The 13,133-nt window shown below is 65.7% G+C and carries 12 protein-coding genes; 4 read left to right on the forward strand and 8 right to left on the reverse strand.

Going from position 1 to position 13,133, the window contains the following annotated elements; all coding sequences use genetic code 11:
* Positions 1–98: 98 nt before the first annotated feature.
* The 4 genes from VFW69_RS24190 to VFW69_RS24205 all read right to left on the reverse strand — a co-directional run bounded on the left by VFW69_RS24190 (position 99) and on the right by VFW69_RS24205 (position 3,701).
* A complete protein-coding gene (locus tag VFW69_RS24190) occupies positions 99–1,022 on the reverse strand; it encodes a TIGR03564 family F420-dependent LLM class oxidoreductase (RefSeq protein ID WP_526505416.1) in 924 nt (307 codons plus the stop codon).
* A gap of 100 nt (positions 1,023–1,122) precedes the next feature.
* Entirely contained in the window at positions 1,123–1,989 is an 867-nt protein-coding gene (locus tag VFW69_RS24195) for a hypothetical protein (protein ID WP_526505418.1), read from the reverse strand.
* 14 nt (positions 1,990–2,003) lie between these two features.
* A complete protein-coding gene (locus VFW69_RS24200) occupies positions 2,004–3,233 on the reverse strand; it encodes an acyl-CoA dehydrogenase family protein (protein ID WP_526505420.1) in 1,230 nt (409 codons plus the stop codon).
* A 78-nt stretch (positions 3,234–3,311) separates the two neighbouring features.
* Complete coding sequence (locus tag VFW69_RS24205) at positions 3,312–3,701, reverse strand: DUF1801 domain-containing protein (protein WP_526505422.1); 390 nt, start codon at positions 3,699–3,701, stop codon at positions 3,312–3,314.
* 195 nt (positions 3,702–3,896) lie between these two features.
* On the opposite strand from VFW69_RS24205, the gene VFW69_RS24210 reads away from it, so the two are divergent.
* From VFW69_RS24210 to VFW69_RS24220, 3 genes are all read left to right on the forward strand, one after another.
* Positions 3,897–4,703 (forward strand): acyl-CoA thioesterase, encoded by an 807-nt coding sequence (locus VFW69_RS24210; RefSeq protein ID WP_526505424.1) that lies wholly within the window; start codon positions 3,897–3,899, stop codon positions 4,701–4,703.
* A gap of 62 nt (positions 4,704–4,765) precedes the next feature.
* A complete protein-coding gene (locus tag VFW69_RS24215) occupies positions 4,766–5,284 on the forward strand; it encodes a nuclear transport factor 2 family protein (RefSeq protein ID WP_526505426.1) in 519 nt (172 codons plus the stop codon).
* Positions 5,285–5,291: 7 nt separating this feature from the next.
* Entirely contained in the window at positions 5,292–6,392 is a 1,101-nt protein-coding gene (locus VFW69_RS24220; RefSeq protein ID WP_526505428.1) for an NAD-dependent epimerase/dehydratase family protein, read from the forward strand.
* Positions 6,393–6,401: 9 nt separating this feature from the next.
* On the opposite strand, the gene VFW69_RS24225 is transcribed toward VFW69_RS24220, so the two are convergent.
* On the reverse strand, positions 6,402–7,373 hold the full coding sequence (locus tag VFW69_RS24225) for an aldo/keto reductase (RefSeq protein ID WP_526505430.1): 972 nt from the start codon (positions 7,371–7,373) through the stop codon (positions 6,402–6,404).
* A 96-nt stretch (positions 7,374–7,469) separates the two neighbouring features.
* On the opposite strand from VFW69_RS24225, the gene VFW69_RS24230 reads away from it, so the two are divergent.
* On the forward strand, positions 7,470–8,777 hold the full coding sequence (locus VFW69_RS24230; protein WP_526505432.1) for an acyltransferase family protein: 1,308 nt from the start codon (positions 7,470–7,472) through the stop codon (positions 8,775–8,777).
* Positions 8,778–8,978: 201 nt separating this feature from the next.
* Here VFW69_RS24230 and efeB read toward each other — a convergent pair whose 3' ends face one another.
* Genes efeB through efeU form a run of 3 tightly spaced genes read right to left on the reverse strand, consistent with a single transcriptional unit; the run spans position 8,979 to position 13,121 of the window.
* Positions 8,979–10,295, reverse strand: coding sequence for an iron uptake transporter deferrochelatase/peroxidase subunit (gene efeB / locus VFW69_RS24235; protein WP_526505434.1), 1,317 nt, complete (start codon positions 10,293–10,295; stop codon positions 8,979–8,981).
* A gap of 2 nt (positions 10,296–10,297) precedes the next feature.
* Positions 10,298–11,473, reverse strand: a complete 1,176-nt coding sequence (gene efeO, locus VFW69_RS24240) for an iron uptake system protein EfeO (protein ID WP_526505477.1) — start codon at positions 11,471–11,473, stop codon at positions 10,298–10,300.
* Between the two features lie 37 nt (positions 11,474–11,510).
* A complete protein-coding gene (gene efeU / locus VFW69_RS24245; RefSeq protein WP_526505436.1) occupies positions 11,511–13,121 on the reverse strand; it encodes an iron uptake transporter permease EfeU in 1,611 nt (536 codons plus the stop codon).
* Positions 13,122–13,133: the final 12 nt, after the last annotated feature.

Genomic DNA, 13,133 nt, shown 5'->3' on the forward strand with positions numbered 1-13,133 from the left:
CGTGAGGGTTCGTCTATGCACCATACGTACCGTTGGCTATGTATGGCCATAGCCAACGGATGCGCCAGCCCAGGACCGGGCCAGGCGATTTCTTCGGGTCAGGAGTCGTACGCGCGCAGCAGCGCCCGCGTGCGTGCGCGGCCCTCCGGCGACGGATCGAACGCCGCGGCGACGTACTCGTCCACGCCCGCGGCGCGCAGTTCGTCGAGCCGGCCGCGGACAGTGTCCTCGTCGCCGATGATCGCGGCGTCCTGCGGCCCCGCATAGCCCTCGCGGTCGAGCATCGCGCGGTATGACGGCAATTGGCCGTAGATGGCGAACTGTTCGGCCGCCTGCTTGCGGGCGGCGTCGACGTCGTCGGTGACGCTGACGGGCAACGACGCGGCGACGCGCACCCCGCCCTCGCGTCCGGCGTCGGCGGCTGCCTGCCGCAGCGTCGGCGCGACGTGCTCGGCCAGCGTTTTGGGTCCGGTCATCCAGGTGCAGGTGCCCGACGTCCGCCGCCCCGCGAGCTTGAGCAGCTGGGGACCCAGCGCCGCGATGTAGACGTCGGGCCGCGGCGCCCCCGAGACCATCAGCGCGCCGCGAGTGGTCACCGTCTGCCCCACCGCGTCGGCGCGTTCACCGGCCAACAGGGGCAGCAGCCCGTCGAGGTACTCGTTGAGCCTGCGCACCGGCTTGTCCCACGGAATGCCCCACATCCCCTCGGTGACCGCCTGATGGGTCATGCCGAGCCCGAGGGTGAACCGGCCACCCGAGGCGAGGCTGAGCGTCAGGGCACGCTGCGCCATCTGCATCGGATGCTGATTTTGGATGGGCACCACACCGCTGGCCACCTCGATTGTGTCGACCTCGTGCAACGCGATGGCCAGGATCATGAGAAGGTCTGGCTCGTAAGGTAATTGGCTCATCCACACCCGTCTGAAGCCTTCGTCGCGCAGCATCGTGAGGTTGGCGATCGTCGCGTCGATAGGCGATTCACTGCCCGATCCGCTGAGTTGCCCGAACATACTGACCTGCATGACCACCACGCTCCTTCGCATCGCCCCCGCGGTGGAAACGTTATCGCCATCCGCACGGCGGTTCCTAACTATGCCCTGAGGCGGGGCCACCGAACCCTGCTCAGCTGACGATGTCGAAGACCGCCGCGGCGGAGGTGACCGCCTTGTCGGCGTTGCCCTCGTCGTGCAGCAGCATGCGCACGCCGACGCGTCCGGATCCGCCCGGATGCGCGGAGCCCTCGACCCGGAAGGGGCCGACCTTGCCGCGCGACATGAACATGACATGCCAGCTGATGACCTGCAGCTGTTTGGTACCGGCGACCTCGGCGGCGAGGTCGATCGCCGCGGTCTCGAGGACGACGTGCTGGGGGCCGATGTGCAGCGCGGCATCCGGCGACGCGAGTTCGGTGCTCAACTCGGGCAGTATCCAGTGACCGTCGCCCCGCCGGCTGGCCCCGAAGGCCTGCCACAGCGGGGGTAGATCGGGAGAGTCCTCGACCACCAGCTCGGTGCCCGAAACATCCATGCGGTCCAGGCCTTCCGGCGGGATTCCGATAATCGCTCCCTGCCCCTCGTTGAAGGCGATGACCCGGCTGGGGTTGTCGGCGTCGACGATGGTGCAGCGGCCGTAGCCCATGGTGCGGCCCTGGTGCACTATGCCCGACCCGACGATCTCGATTCTGTTGACGTCGTAGCCGGGATCGACGATCTGTACCGACGCGATAACCGGATTGGGCACGGCGACCATGTCGGTCTGACAGCCTTCCGGGGAAGAAATGGCCAACGGGGCCACCATGATTCCGCCCGCTTCGTTGCGCATGTCACGGCGGATGGTAACGGTGTCGTCGGTCTCCCCCAGATTCATCGACGAATGCTTGCGGCCGATGTAGCGGTAGCTCAGCAGACCCGTCCAACGCCGGTACAGTTCGTCGCGATAGGCGTCGGAATCACCCATCAACTCTCGGATGTCACGAAGTTGATCGCTCAATTCCGTTCGCCTCCTTAGCCTTTGCCGCGCCGCACCTGGTTGAACGGCACGCCCCGGTCGTCGGCGCGCTCGCGCGGGAAGTTCAGCACGCGCTCGCCGATCACATTGCGCGCCATCTCGGTGGTACCGCCGCCGATGCTGGCGGTCTGACGGCCCAGATAGCGCGTCCCGATGTCGACCAACCCGCCCTCGTCGTCAACCACGGCCGCCGTACCCGCCACGGCCAGCGCGGTATCGGTCTCGACATCGTGCACCTCGGCCATATACAGGCGGATGATCGATCCTGCGGCGGGTGGCAGGGATCCGCTGGCCACGGCGTGGAAGACGTGCTCACTGAGTTGGCCATGCACCGCCCGGTGCACCAGCGCCCGACCGACCATTTCTTGGAGGCGTTGGTTGCCAGCCTGGTTCGTCTTGTCGATCAGCGACATCAGGTCCACCGAAACATCATGGGCCTCAGCGATTCCCGGCCCGCTGGTGTATTCCGAGCCGTCCCCCATCGTGCGCCGCTCGTGGTACAGCTGCCGCGATGCGACGTCCCAGCCCTTGCCCGGTTCTCCGACGACAGCGTCGTCGCCCACATCGACGTCATCGAAGAATTCTTCGCAGAATTCGATGGAGCCGTTGACCTGCTGGATCCGGTTGATGGTCACACCGGGATGTTGCAGCGGCACCAGGAACATCGTCAGCCCATCGTGTTTGGGGACGTCCCAGTTGGTCCGGGCCAGGCACAGGCCGTAGTCGGCGGCGAACGCCCACGTGCTCCAGGTCTTGGCGCCGTTGATGATCCACCGTCCGTCGCGGCGCTCGGCGCGGGTGATGACGCCCGCCAGGTCCGATCCCCCGTTGGGCTCGGAAAGCAGCTGCACCAGCACCTCGTCGCCGCGCAGCGCGGCCGCAATGTGCGTGCGCTTCTGCTCTTCGTAGCCCATGTCGAGAATGGTGGCGCAGCAGATGGCGAACGATGGGACGTTGAGCAGCAGCGGAGTCTCATACGCCTGGGACTCGATGTCGAACGCCTTCTTGTATTCGTAGCCCAGCCCGAGCCCGCCATACTCGCGGGGAAAACAGATCCCGGCGAATCCGCCCTCCCACAGCAACTTTTGCAGGTCTCGAGCCCGATGCCACGACGGCAGCTCATCGCGCTCCAGCAGCGCCGCCTTGGCCGGATCGAGTCGCGGCATGGTCGCGGCCAGCCAGGCCCTGGCCCGGCTCCGAAATTCCTCGACCGACTCCGAAGTCACCGGATGGCCTCTCATTCGAGCGTCGACCTTGTGCTGGGCGACTGTACAGCACCGCCTTGCGGGTGTACAGGTCGCGCCTTAAGCGCCGTTCAACTCCACCGCGGCGCGAATGAGCGCCGTCAGCGCCTTCTCATCGATCTGGTCGCCTTCGTGGAAATCGATCGCGCGTCTGGTTTTTCCGTCCAGGCTGGAGTTGAACAGACCCGCGGGATCCTGCAGCGACGCGCCCTTGGCGAAGGTCATCTTCACGACGTTCTTGTACGTCTCACCGGTGCAGATCATCCCGTCGTGATACCAGGTTGGAACGCCCCGCCACTTCCACTCTTCGACCACCTCGGGGTCGGCTTTCTTGATCAGTTTCCTGATGTGAGCGAGCATCTCACCGCGCCAGTCCGCCAATTCCTTGATTCTGGCGTCGATCAGTTCGGCGGGAGATTGGGCTGCGGCGTCGTCCTTGGGGTTCGCCATCGGGGCTCGCTTTCGGTGAGGGTGTGGCTCGCAGGACCGTACATCAAGGGGTGGTGTGCGCCGGGGGCCCACACGCCAGGACCCCGTGTTCGGCAGCGAGGCCGCCCGCAAGTAATCTGCGGTCGACTCGTGCCGGGCCTTGGCGAATGCTACGCCCGGCCGCACGATTCACGCTCTGGCGAACAAGGAACCCAAATGGCCGACCCACATCCCTTCGACGAAGCCCTCCAGCTCAACACGATCGACGCGGACGTCGGCCGTGGCCACACGCACCCGGAGTGGGCCAACATGGTTGGACCGTTCGGAGGGATCACCGCCGCCGTCATGCTGCACGCCGTCGAAGCACACCCCGAGCGCATCGGGGAACCGCTGGCCCTGACCGTCAACTACGCCGCCCCCATCGCCGACGGCGACTTTGACATCACGCTGCGGGCGGCGCGCACCAATCGCACCAATCAGCACTGGATTATTGAGCTCAGCCAGGCCGATGTGGTCAAGACGACGGCTACCGCGATCTTCGCGGTCCGGCGCGCAAGTTGGGCCGACACGGAAAGCGATCCGCCGAGCGCGTCGGTGCCCGAGCAAATTCCTGCCGTCGATCCCGGCCTCGTTCGATGGACCAGTCTCTACGACCTGCGGTACGTCGAAGGTGCGATGCCCGGCAAAGGCGGGAATCCGAGCCCGTCGTCGACCTCCACGCTATGGGTCCGCGACGCCGCGGGACGCCCGGTCGACTATCCGGCGCTAGCCGCGCTGTGTGACATCTTCTACCCGCGGGTGTTCCTGCGCCGCGGTGGCTTCATCCCGTCCGGGACCATCTCATTGACCACCTATTTTCACGCCGATCGGCCTCAACTCGACGCCGTCGCGAGCGACTTCGTGCTGGCCACCGCCCACGCCAACCGCTTCTCCCGCGGCTATTTCGACCAGAGCGCAAAAGTGTGGACGGCCGACGGCGGGCTGCTGGCCACCACACATCAGATCGTCTACTTCAAAGGGTGACGGGTTTACGCTTCGCCAGTGAAACGTCACGCGAGGACGCCTACGGAAAGAATCGAGCGGCAATGACAGAGCGCGCCGAAGGCCCGATCGACCAGACGCTGCCGGCGATCGAATCCATCAAGCAGCTCAAGGCCCGCTACTGCCGCTACCTGGACATTAAGGACTGGGCGGCATGGCGGACGATCTTTGCCGACGACTTCGTCAGCGACACGTCCGAAGCCGGCGGCAAGGTGATCGCCGGCGCCGATGACTTCGTGGCGTTCACCCGTCGGGCCCTTGGCCGCCCAACGCAGCCCACCGCCCACCAGGTACACACACCCGAAATTCAGCTCACCTCGGCGACGACCGCGCGTGGAATATGGGCGCTGCAAGACGTCGTGCGATTTGGGCCCGGGGTAACTTTGGTCGGCTACGGCCACTACCACGAGACCTATGAGAGCATCGCCGGCCAGTGGCTTATCAAGAGCTCCAAGCTAACTCGACTCCGTGAGGACATCGTGACTCCATTCTTCTCGATCTACGTCTCTCCCCGAGTCCGCACGGCGATCGGCAAGCTTGCCGGCCGGCTGATGGATCAGTGACGCGGCCATGACCGTCGACACCGTGTTGGTCACCGGCGCATTCGGACAAGTCGGTAAGCGCTGCACGCAGATTCTGCTGGACCGGGGACGAACCGTCATCGCGATGGATCTGCGCAACGACAACACCGCCGCCGCCGAAAAAGAACTTGCCGGCGGTGGGCATCCGGGGACACTGATCCCCGCGTACACCGATCTCCTGGATGCCGCTGCGGTAACCGAGCTCGTCGCCGCCCATCGGCCCGGGGCCGTCGTCCACCTGGCCGCCATCGTGTCCCCGCCGTCATACCGCAACCCCGGACTGGCTCGGCGCGTCAATGTCGGTGGCACCGAGAATCTCTTGACGGTCTGCTCGTCACTCCCCCGTCCGCCGCTGTTCCTTATGGCCTCCAGTGCCGCGGTGTACGGATCGCGGAACCCCTACCGTCAGCCCGAGCGGATCACGCCGGATACCCCGGTGAACCCGATCGATCAATACGGTCAGGACAAAGTGCTCGCCGAGTCGGCGATCCGCGGTAGCGGCCTGCCGCACGCGCTTTTTCGGCTTGCGGGTGTCATCTCGCCGGACACTCAGGCCGCCATCAACGGTGACTACCTCATCCTGATGCGTTCGATGCCCAGCGACAATCGCATACACGCGGTGGATGCGCGTGATGTGGCGCTGGCGTTCGCCAACGGCGTCGATCGTGAGGCATCGATTTCCGGCAAGGTCGTGCTCATCGGCGGCAACGAAACGTACGTGCTGCTACAGCACGGCCTGCAGGACGACCTGATGAGCGCCGCCGGCCTGGGTCCGCTTGGCCCCTCGGCGGGGTTGCCCGGCGACCCGGCCGACGACCGCGGCTGGAGTTTCACCGGGTGGTATGACACCACCGAAGCGCAGGCGCTGCTGGACTTCCAAGAGCACGACTGGAGCCAGACGCTGGCATGGATCGCCGAATCGCAGGGCCGCGTGCGCATCGTGCTGCGGCTGCTTGCGCCACTGCTACGGCCGGCGCTGCGTGCGGTCTTTTTCGTTCAGCGCCGGCTTGAGGGTCGCGGTCCCTACGCCGACCCGTGGTCGCTGATCGAAAAGAAATATGGCACAGCGGCTTTGGCCAGCGTTGACTAGCGCGACCAGCTAGCGGTCGATCCAGGCCATTTGTGCCTCGGCGTGATGTCCTCCCACGGGAGGGGTGAGGCGATCGAGCCTGGCCAGTTGGTCGGCAGTCAGATTTACCGCGTCGGCACCGACGTTTTCTTCCAGGCGCGTGACACGTTTGGTTCCCGGAATAGGCACGATGTCAGGACCTTTCGCCAGCAGCCAGGCCAAAGCGACCTGAGCCGGCGTGGCACCGACCTCCGCGCTGATCGCGCGGACCTCGTCCGCGCACCGCAGGTTGTGCTGGAAGTTGTCCTCGAAAAACCGCGGGTTCGTCTTGCGGTAGTCGGTATCGGGCAGCTCCTGTGTAGAGCGGATGGCGCCGGTGAGGAAGCCACGGCCCAACGGCGAGTACGCGACAAACCCGATCCCCAATTCGCGCAGCACCGGCAGGATCTCGTCTTCTTGATCGCGCGTCCACAGCGAGTACTCGGACTGGACTGCCGTGACGGGATGCACGGCGTGGGCGCGACGGATGGTGTCCACACCGACTTCGGACAGACCGATGTGCCGGATTTTCCCGGCGGTGACCAGCTCAGCCAGCGCACCGATCGTGTCTTCGATCGGGGTCTGGCGGTCGAGTCGGTGCTGGTAGTACAGATCGATGCGATCGGTCACCAACCGTTGCAGCGAACCGTCCACGGCGACGCGGATGTTGGCGGGGCTGCTGTCGAGACCCTCGCGGCCGGTGTGCGAGATCAGGCCGAATTTGGTTGCCAGGACTACTTGATCGCGTCGGCCCTGCAGCGCACGGGCCACAAGTTCCTCGTTGACATATGGGCCGTAGACCTCGGCGGTGTCGATCAGCGTGACACCCAGCTCGATGGCGCGATGAACGGTGCGGATCGATTCCTCATCATCACTGCCCGCGCCGGCGTAGGCCACCGACATCCCCATCGCACCCAGCCCGAGGCGGCTGACCTGTAGCTCGGCGAGTTGAGCCAGTTTCATGGGATGTCTCCTGTTCTTGACGCGGTTGCGCGAGGCCCCGCTGAGTGCTGGACGGTACCGTGGCGCTGTGTACCGCGTCGAGCCTCCCCCGATCTGATGGACCGCGCAAACACCCCGCGGCCGGAGCGCAATCTGGCGGTCGACTACTACCGCGTATCGGGCGTGGTGCTGATCGTGCTGGGACATTGGCTGGCCGGATCGGTGACCTACCACTATGGACAGTTCGGCCGGCAGAACCCGCTCGTCGACCTGCCCTGGACCCAGTGGCTGACCTGGCCCTTCCAGGCTGTCCCGGCGTTCTTCCTGGTTGCCGGCTACGCCGGCGCCGTGTCCTGGACGCATCGCCATGACACCGACGGAGTTTCACGTCGAACCTGGGTGCAGCGCCGGTTGGCGCGAGTCCTCGGTCCGACGGCGATGTACATCGCACTGGTGTCGGTCGTTGTGGTGGTCCTGGGTGCCTGCGGTGTGGCCGGCTCGATCCTCGAGTACGCAGGCTGGGCGGTTGCGATGCACCTATGGTTCCTGGCCGTTTATTTGGTGGTCGTGTCGCTGACGCCGATTGCGATTGCCGCACAACGCCGTTGGGGGCTGCTGGCGCCGGGTGTTCTCGCGTTGGCCGTCGCGGCGGTGGATGTCGCACGGCTCGCGGGCCACGTGCCCTACCTCAACTGGGTGAATTATCTGCTGGGCTGGGGCACCCTGTATCAACTTGGAATCGCTTGGCACGGCGGGTCATTGGCCGGCCGCAGGCCATGGCTACTGGCCGGCGTTTCTGCAGTGGCGCTGGCCCTGCTGATTTGGCTGAAAATCTATCCGGTCAGCATGATCGGAGTTCCCGGACAGACCATCGACAACACGACACCACCGACCGTGGCCCTATTGGCATTCGGGTGCGCCCAAACCGGAATTGCGATGGCGGCCACTCCCGCGCTCAACCGTGCGCTGCGCGCCATGCGGGTCGAGCGTGCGCTGTCCATCGCCAACAACAACATCATGGCACTTTACCTGTGGCACATGATTCCCGTAGTGATCGTGGCGATCGTCGGCTATCCGGCGGGGCTCTTGCCGCAGCCGCCCGAAGGTACCGCGGACTGGTGGCTGGCCCGGCTGGAATGGGTGGTCGTCCTCAGCGTCGTGACCGCGGTCGAGCTGGTGCTGCTGTTCTGGGCGCGAAGACTTTTCGCGGCTCCCCTGCCCCTGCTCGGCGTCCCGCTCACGGAGCGCTGGACGGAACCGGTGATGCTGGCCGGTGCCGCGATGGCGGCCTACGCCCTGTCCCTGGTTGCCGCCGAGGGCTTCGCTCCCAACGGACGCTTCCCGTGGCTGACCGCAGCGATCTTCGCCGCCGGAGCGCTGCTGGCGGCGTTTCGCCCCGCTCGGCGGCACGCGGGAAGGGTGTAACGCTGATCCCCGCCTAACTTTCGTCAAATATGCTGTCGGGCGACGGACTTCGACATAACGCGCGTGCCTCAGCGGCGCTGAGCCTAAACAGCCGCAGAATGATACGTGCGGCGGGTGTGATTGATTTGCCGGCCCGACACGGAACTCACACGTGTGAAACGCGGTGCCGCCGACCGTCCGCTGCCTATCCGCGAGATGAGCTCAGCTGAACAGGCTTTGCCCGATGTAGTGACCTTCAGCGGGCGCCGGCGGCACCGCGAAGATCGCTGATCCGATGTGGCGGATGTACTCGTTGAGCAGGTCGTGGGCGCCCAGTCGGTTCTGCAGGCGGATAAAAGCCCGGGGATCGTTTTGATACGAGATGAACAGCAGACCGGCGTTGAGTTGGCCGTTGGCGTCGAGACCGTCCGTGTAGTTGTAGGACCGTCGGCGGATCATGATGCCGTCGTTGTTTTCCCGGGCGGCAAGGCCGACGTGAGACATCGGATCGATGAGCGGATTGCCATCGGGGCCCTTAGCGGCGAAATTCGGTGTGTCGAATTCGTTCTTGCCGCTCAGCGGCGCGCCTTCCTCTTTGGTGCGCCCGAAGATCCTCTGCTGATGGCCGATCCGGTCCACATCCCACGTCTCCATCAACATCCGGATCTTGCGGACGACCTGATACGTACCACCGTTCATCCACGGCTGATCGCTGTCTTCGATCCAGACGAATTTCGCGTACTCGGCATCGGTGGCTATATTGCGGGTACCGTCTTTGAACCCCAAGAGGTTTCGTGGCGTGTGCTGGCCCGGGCCTGCAGAGGCTCGACCGAAACCCAGCACCGCCCAGTACGGCGAGACGATGTTGCGGCCGAGCCGCGCCATGTTGCGCACCGCGTGGTAGCAGACCTGGGGGTCGTCGGCGCACGCCTGCACGGACAGGTCGCCGCCGTGCAGGCGGGGATCAAGGTTGTCCCCATCCAGCGGTGGCAGGTCGGTGAACACGGAAGGGCGCCGGGCGGCCAGCCCGAACCGATCGCCGAACAGCGACGGGCCTAACCCGACGGTGACGGTGAGACTGGCGGGGCTCAGCCCGTAGGCCTCCCCGGTGTCGGCGGGAGGCTGCACGTCGACCTGTGGCTGTACCGTCCCAACCGGCTTCCCCTGCTGCAGGATCGCGGCGGCGGCTGACCAGCGCGCCAACAGGGTCTGTAACTCGGTGCGGCCCGCGCCGCCGGCCACCGAGAACGACATGAACATGGCGTAACGCTGTGGAGGCGTGTCGATTCCGCCTTGGTGGGGCTGGCCGTAGAAGCGGTAACTGCGGCGCAGATCGACGGTGTCGTTATCGTCACCGCGCTGTCCTGCCGCCATGGCGTGACCGGCGAAGCCGCCACCGACGGCACCGATGGCGGCCCCGCCGAGCCCGGCCAGCATGGCGCCACCGAGCGCGCGCCGGCGCGACACCGTGGTGGAGTCTGTCGGTGCGCCGGCATTGTTGGGGTCGCCGACGTCTGGTTCGGTGATGTCGTCGGTCACGATCAGCCCGCCGTAACGACTTTTTGGGCGACGGTGGACAGACTCTCATGCAGCGGCTGGATGACCGCCGTCAGCTTCGGTGCGTCGCTGGCCTTCAACGCCGGGGTGTAGGTTCTGTAGCCGCCGAGTGCGGCCGGGTCACGATACCCGTCCAGCGTGGCGAGCACGCTTTGGAACTGCTGATCGATCTGGTGGACCAGATTGCCATCGATCTTTTCCAGCCCCGGACGTAGCGACGCGTACGCCTGCTGGGCGCCTTCGACATTGCCCGAAAAGTCCACCAGGTCAATGTGACTGAAGGCCTCCTCCTCACCGGTGATTTTGGTGTTCTGAATCTCTTCGATCAGGTCGCTGGCGCCGTTGGCCAGGTCCTCGGGTTTGTACTGCAGACTCGCGACGATGCCGTTCAATTTGCCGACGTTGCCGACTAATTCGGTGCTGAACGCCTTCGTCGCCGGTGTGATCGCGCCACCCTGCCACAGATCGCGCTCGATGGCGTGGAAGCCCTTCCAGCCGACCTTGGCGTCGACCGGTGTCGACTCACGCATGTCGATCAGATAATCCAGGCTGCCGGCATTGTCGCCGACCGCGAAGCCCGGCAGCACGAAGCCCTCCACGGTGGATTCCGAGCGCTCCCAGAACAACCGGGCTTTGGCGTAGGCCGCCTTCGCCGCGTCGAGGTTACTCGACTGCACGGCGGCATCGAGCGCCTTCACGCCGTCGTTGAGCTGACCGATCTGGCTGACGATGTACGCGGCGTAGTCCTTGGTGCCCTGGCTGAGGATGCTGGCCACGGTACCCGTCGGCGTCGCAGGCGCTTTACCCGTCACCCTCAGGGTCTGATACTCGGTGCTCGCCCCCGGGCAGTAGAGCTGGTAGGCGCCGCCGTCCAGCGAGACCGTGAACGACACCGGGTCCAGGCCGGGCGCGAGGTTCTCCTTCTCGCCCACAATCCGCTGGTCTCTGAGCAATTCGACCTCACTGATGCCGGGTGCATTCGTGTTGGCGACCGTAAAGGTCACCGGTCCGGCGGGCACGCTGGTGGTATCCAGTGCGCAGCCATCCTTGCCGTCGTCGTTGGCCATGGTGACCTTGACCGCGTTGGTACCCCCCGGTTTCGGCTGCTGAGCGTGGTTCGAGTTGTCACCCGAGTGGGTGCATGCGGTCACCGGCAACACCGCCGCGCCAACAAGAATCGTTGCAGTCAAACAGAATTCACGAGACCGGCACGTTGCCGAGGCGATGCGACTCACCATTGATCGATTTCCTCTCATCCTCTTGCCGGCGGTCTACGCGCACCGAGGCTATCGCTGACATCGCGCAAACCAACGCAAAACCCGCTATTACCAGCGGAAGCCAGACATTCCAGAGCTGCCGCTCCCCGCGATTGCGCTCGCTCGCGACGATTTGAGCGAGTGTCGAGTGGTCTTCGGCGGCGGACGTGGACCAGTCCGTCGCCAGCCCGCCCAGGCTGACGGTCTTGGCCCCCGTCAACCCACCGCCGGTCAAAAGCGCGGTGCGGTTGCTCGCCGCGTGCGCACTGACCACGGAATCACCTCGCGCGAACACGGTATACACGGTGGTCGTTGACCATTGACCCTGGAACGGCCCCGGGGTGCGGCCCACGGCGAGACCGACCGGCAGCCGGCCCCCCGTCATGCTCAGCAACTGATCCAGCGTGACTTCCGGTGCACCATCGGCCCCGGCGGCCTCGGAAGCCTGCCATACCTGTACAGGCACGCCGTCCACTGTTTGGTCGTCTGCCGGGACAAGCACGACGTTGCGGACGGTCGAGGTGTCCTGGGGGACGACCCTCAGCTCGCGCCCGTGCGGCCCGGTCTGCATCGACACCGCGACGGTGTGGCCGGAGCGGTCGGTGACAGTGCGCAGCCGCAACGTCGGCGACGAGGCAGCGGCTGGCGTCATGATCGTTAGTCCCGCCGCGACGATGATCAGCACCGCCGAGGTCGCCGCCAGCAGCCGGCTGCGGGCTCGCGGCGCGGCGGCGAGCCGGGCGGGCCAGAGAAAAACGACCAGTACCGGCACCGCATACAGCACCCAGCCCAGCACCTCGATGAGGCGAGGATCAGCGGGGATGCCGAACACCCCGGTCGTCGCCGCGCCCAGCACCGAATTGCTGGGTATCCAGCTAGACAGGTCGAGCACCTGTTGCTGGCCGATGCTCACCCAACCGGCCTCGTGCGCGGCGCGCAGCGCGCCCAGCACCAGCCCGGCGGCGATCAGCACCAGGAACACCCCGGTCACCCGGAAGAACCGGCCGAGGTTGATCCGCAGGCCGCCGTAGTACAGGCCCACACCGAGCCCGACCGACGTCAGGATGCCCACGGCGCCGCCCAGCACGGCGAACCACCGGTTGCCGTGCGACGTCTCGGCGGCGGCGAGCAAGAACACCGACGTCTCGAAGCCCTCCTTGAGAACGGCGAGGAACGCCATCGCAGCCAGGGCGACCGCGCCACCCCGGTTGACCGCCTGACGGGCCTCGCGCTCGAGTTCCCCCTTGAGCTGCGCGGCGTTGCCGTTCATCCAGATGATCATCGACGTCACGAACACCACCGCGATTGCGTTGATGACGGTTTCCATCATCTCTTGCTGGGTCTGCGGCAGGCTCGCGGCGAACAGGTCGAGGCCGACGCCGACGCCGACGCTGAGCAGCACGGCCAGGGCGACGCCGACAAACATCGGGCGAACCGTCGAGCCGTTTCGTTTGAGGAAGGCACCGACGATGCTCACGATGAGCGACGCCTCTAGGCCTTCACGGAGGCCGATGAGAAACGTGCCGATGAATACGCCGAATACGCCCTGCATACGCCTTGTTTC

Source organism: Mycobacterium sp., assembly GCF_036273375.1.
Classification (GTDB): domain Bacteria; phylum Actinomycetota; class Actinomycetes; order Mycobacteriales; family Mycobacteriaceae; genus Mycobacterium.

Bases quoted from the DNA above. Each gene is read 5' to 3' on its own strand.
- VFW69_RS24220 (WP_526505428.1), top strand. From the start codon at position 5,292: ATGACCGTCGACACCGTGTTGGTCACCGGCGCATTCGGACAAGTCGGT.
- VFW69_RS24205 (WP_526505422.1), bottom strand. From the start codon at position 3,701: ATGGCGAACCCCAAGGACGACGCCGCAGCCCAATCTCCCGCCGAACTG.
- VFW69_RS24225 (WP_526505430.1), bottom strand. From the start codon at position 7,373: ATGAAACTGGCTCAACTCGCCGAGCTACAGGTCAGCCGCCTCGGGCTG.
- VFW69_RS24190 (WP_526505416.1), bottom strand. From the start codon at position 1,022: ATGCAGGTCAGTATGTTCGGGCAACTCAGCGGATCGGGCAGTGAATCG.
- VFW69_RS24210 (WP_526505424.1), top strand. From the start codon at position 3,897: ATGGCCGACCCACATCCCTTCGACGAAGCCCTCCAGCTCAACACGATC.
- efeU (WP_526505436.1), bottom strand. From the start codon at position 13,121: ATGCAGGGCGTATTCGGCGTATTCATCGGCACGTTTCTCATCGGCCTC.
- VFW69_RS24230 (WP_526505432.1), top strand. From the start codon at position 7,470: ATGGACCGCGCAAACACCCCGCGGCCGGAGCGCAATCTGGCGGTCGAC.
- VFW69_RS24215 (WP_526505426.1), top strand. From the start codon at position 4,766: ATGACAGAGCGCGCCGAAGGCCCGATCGACCAGACGCTGCCGGCGATC.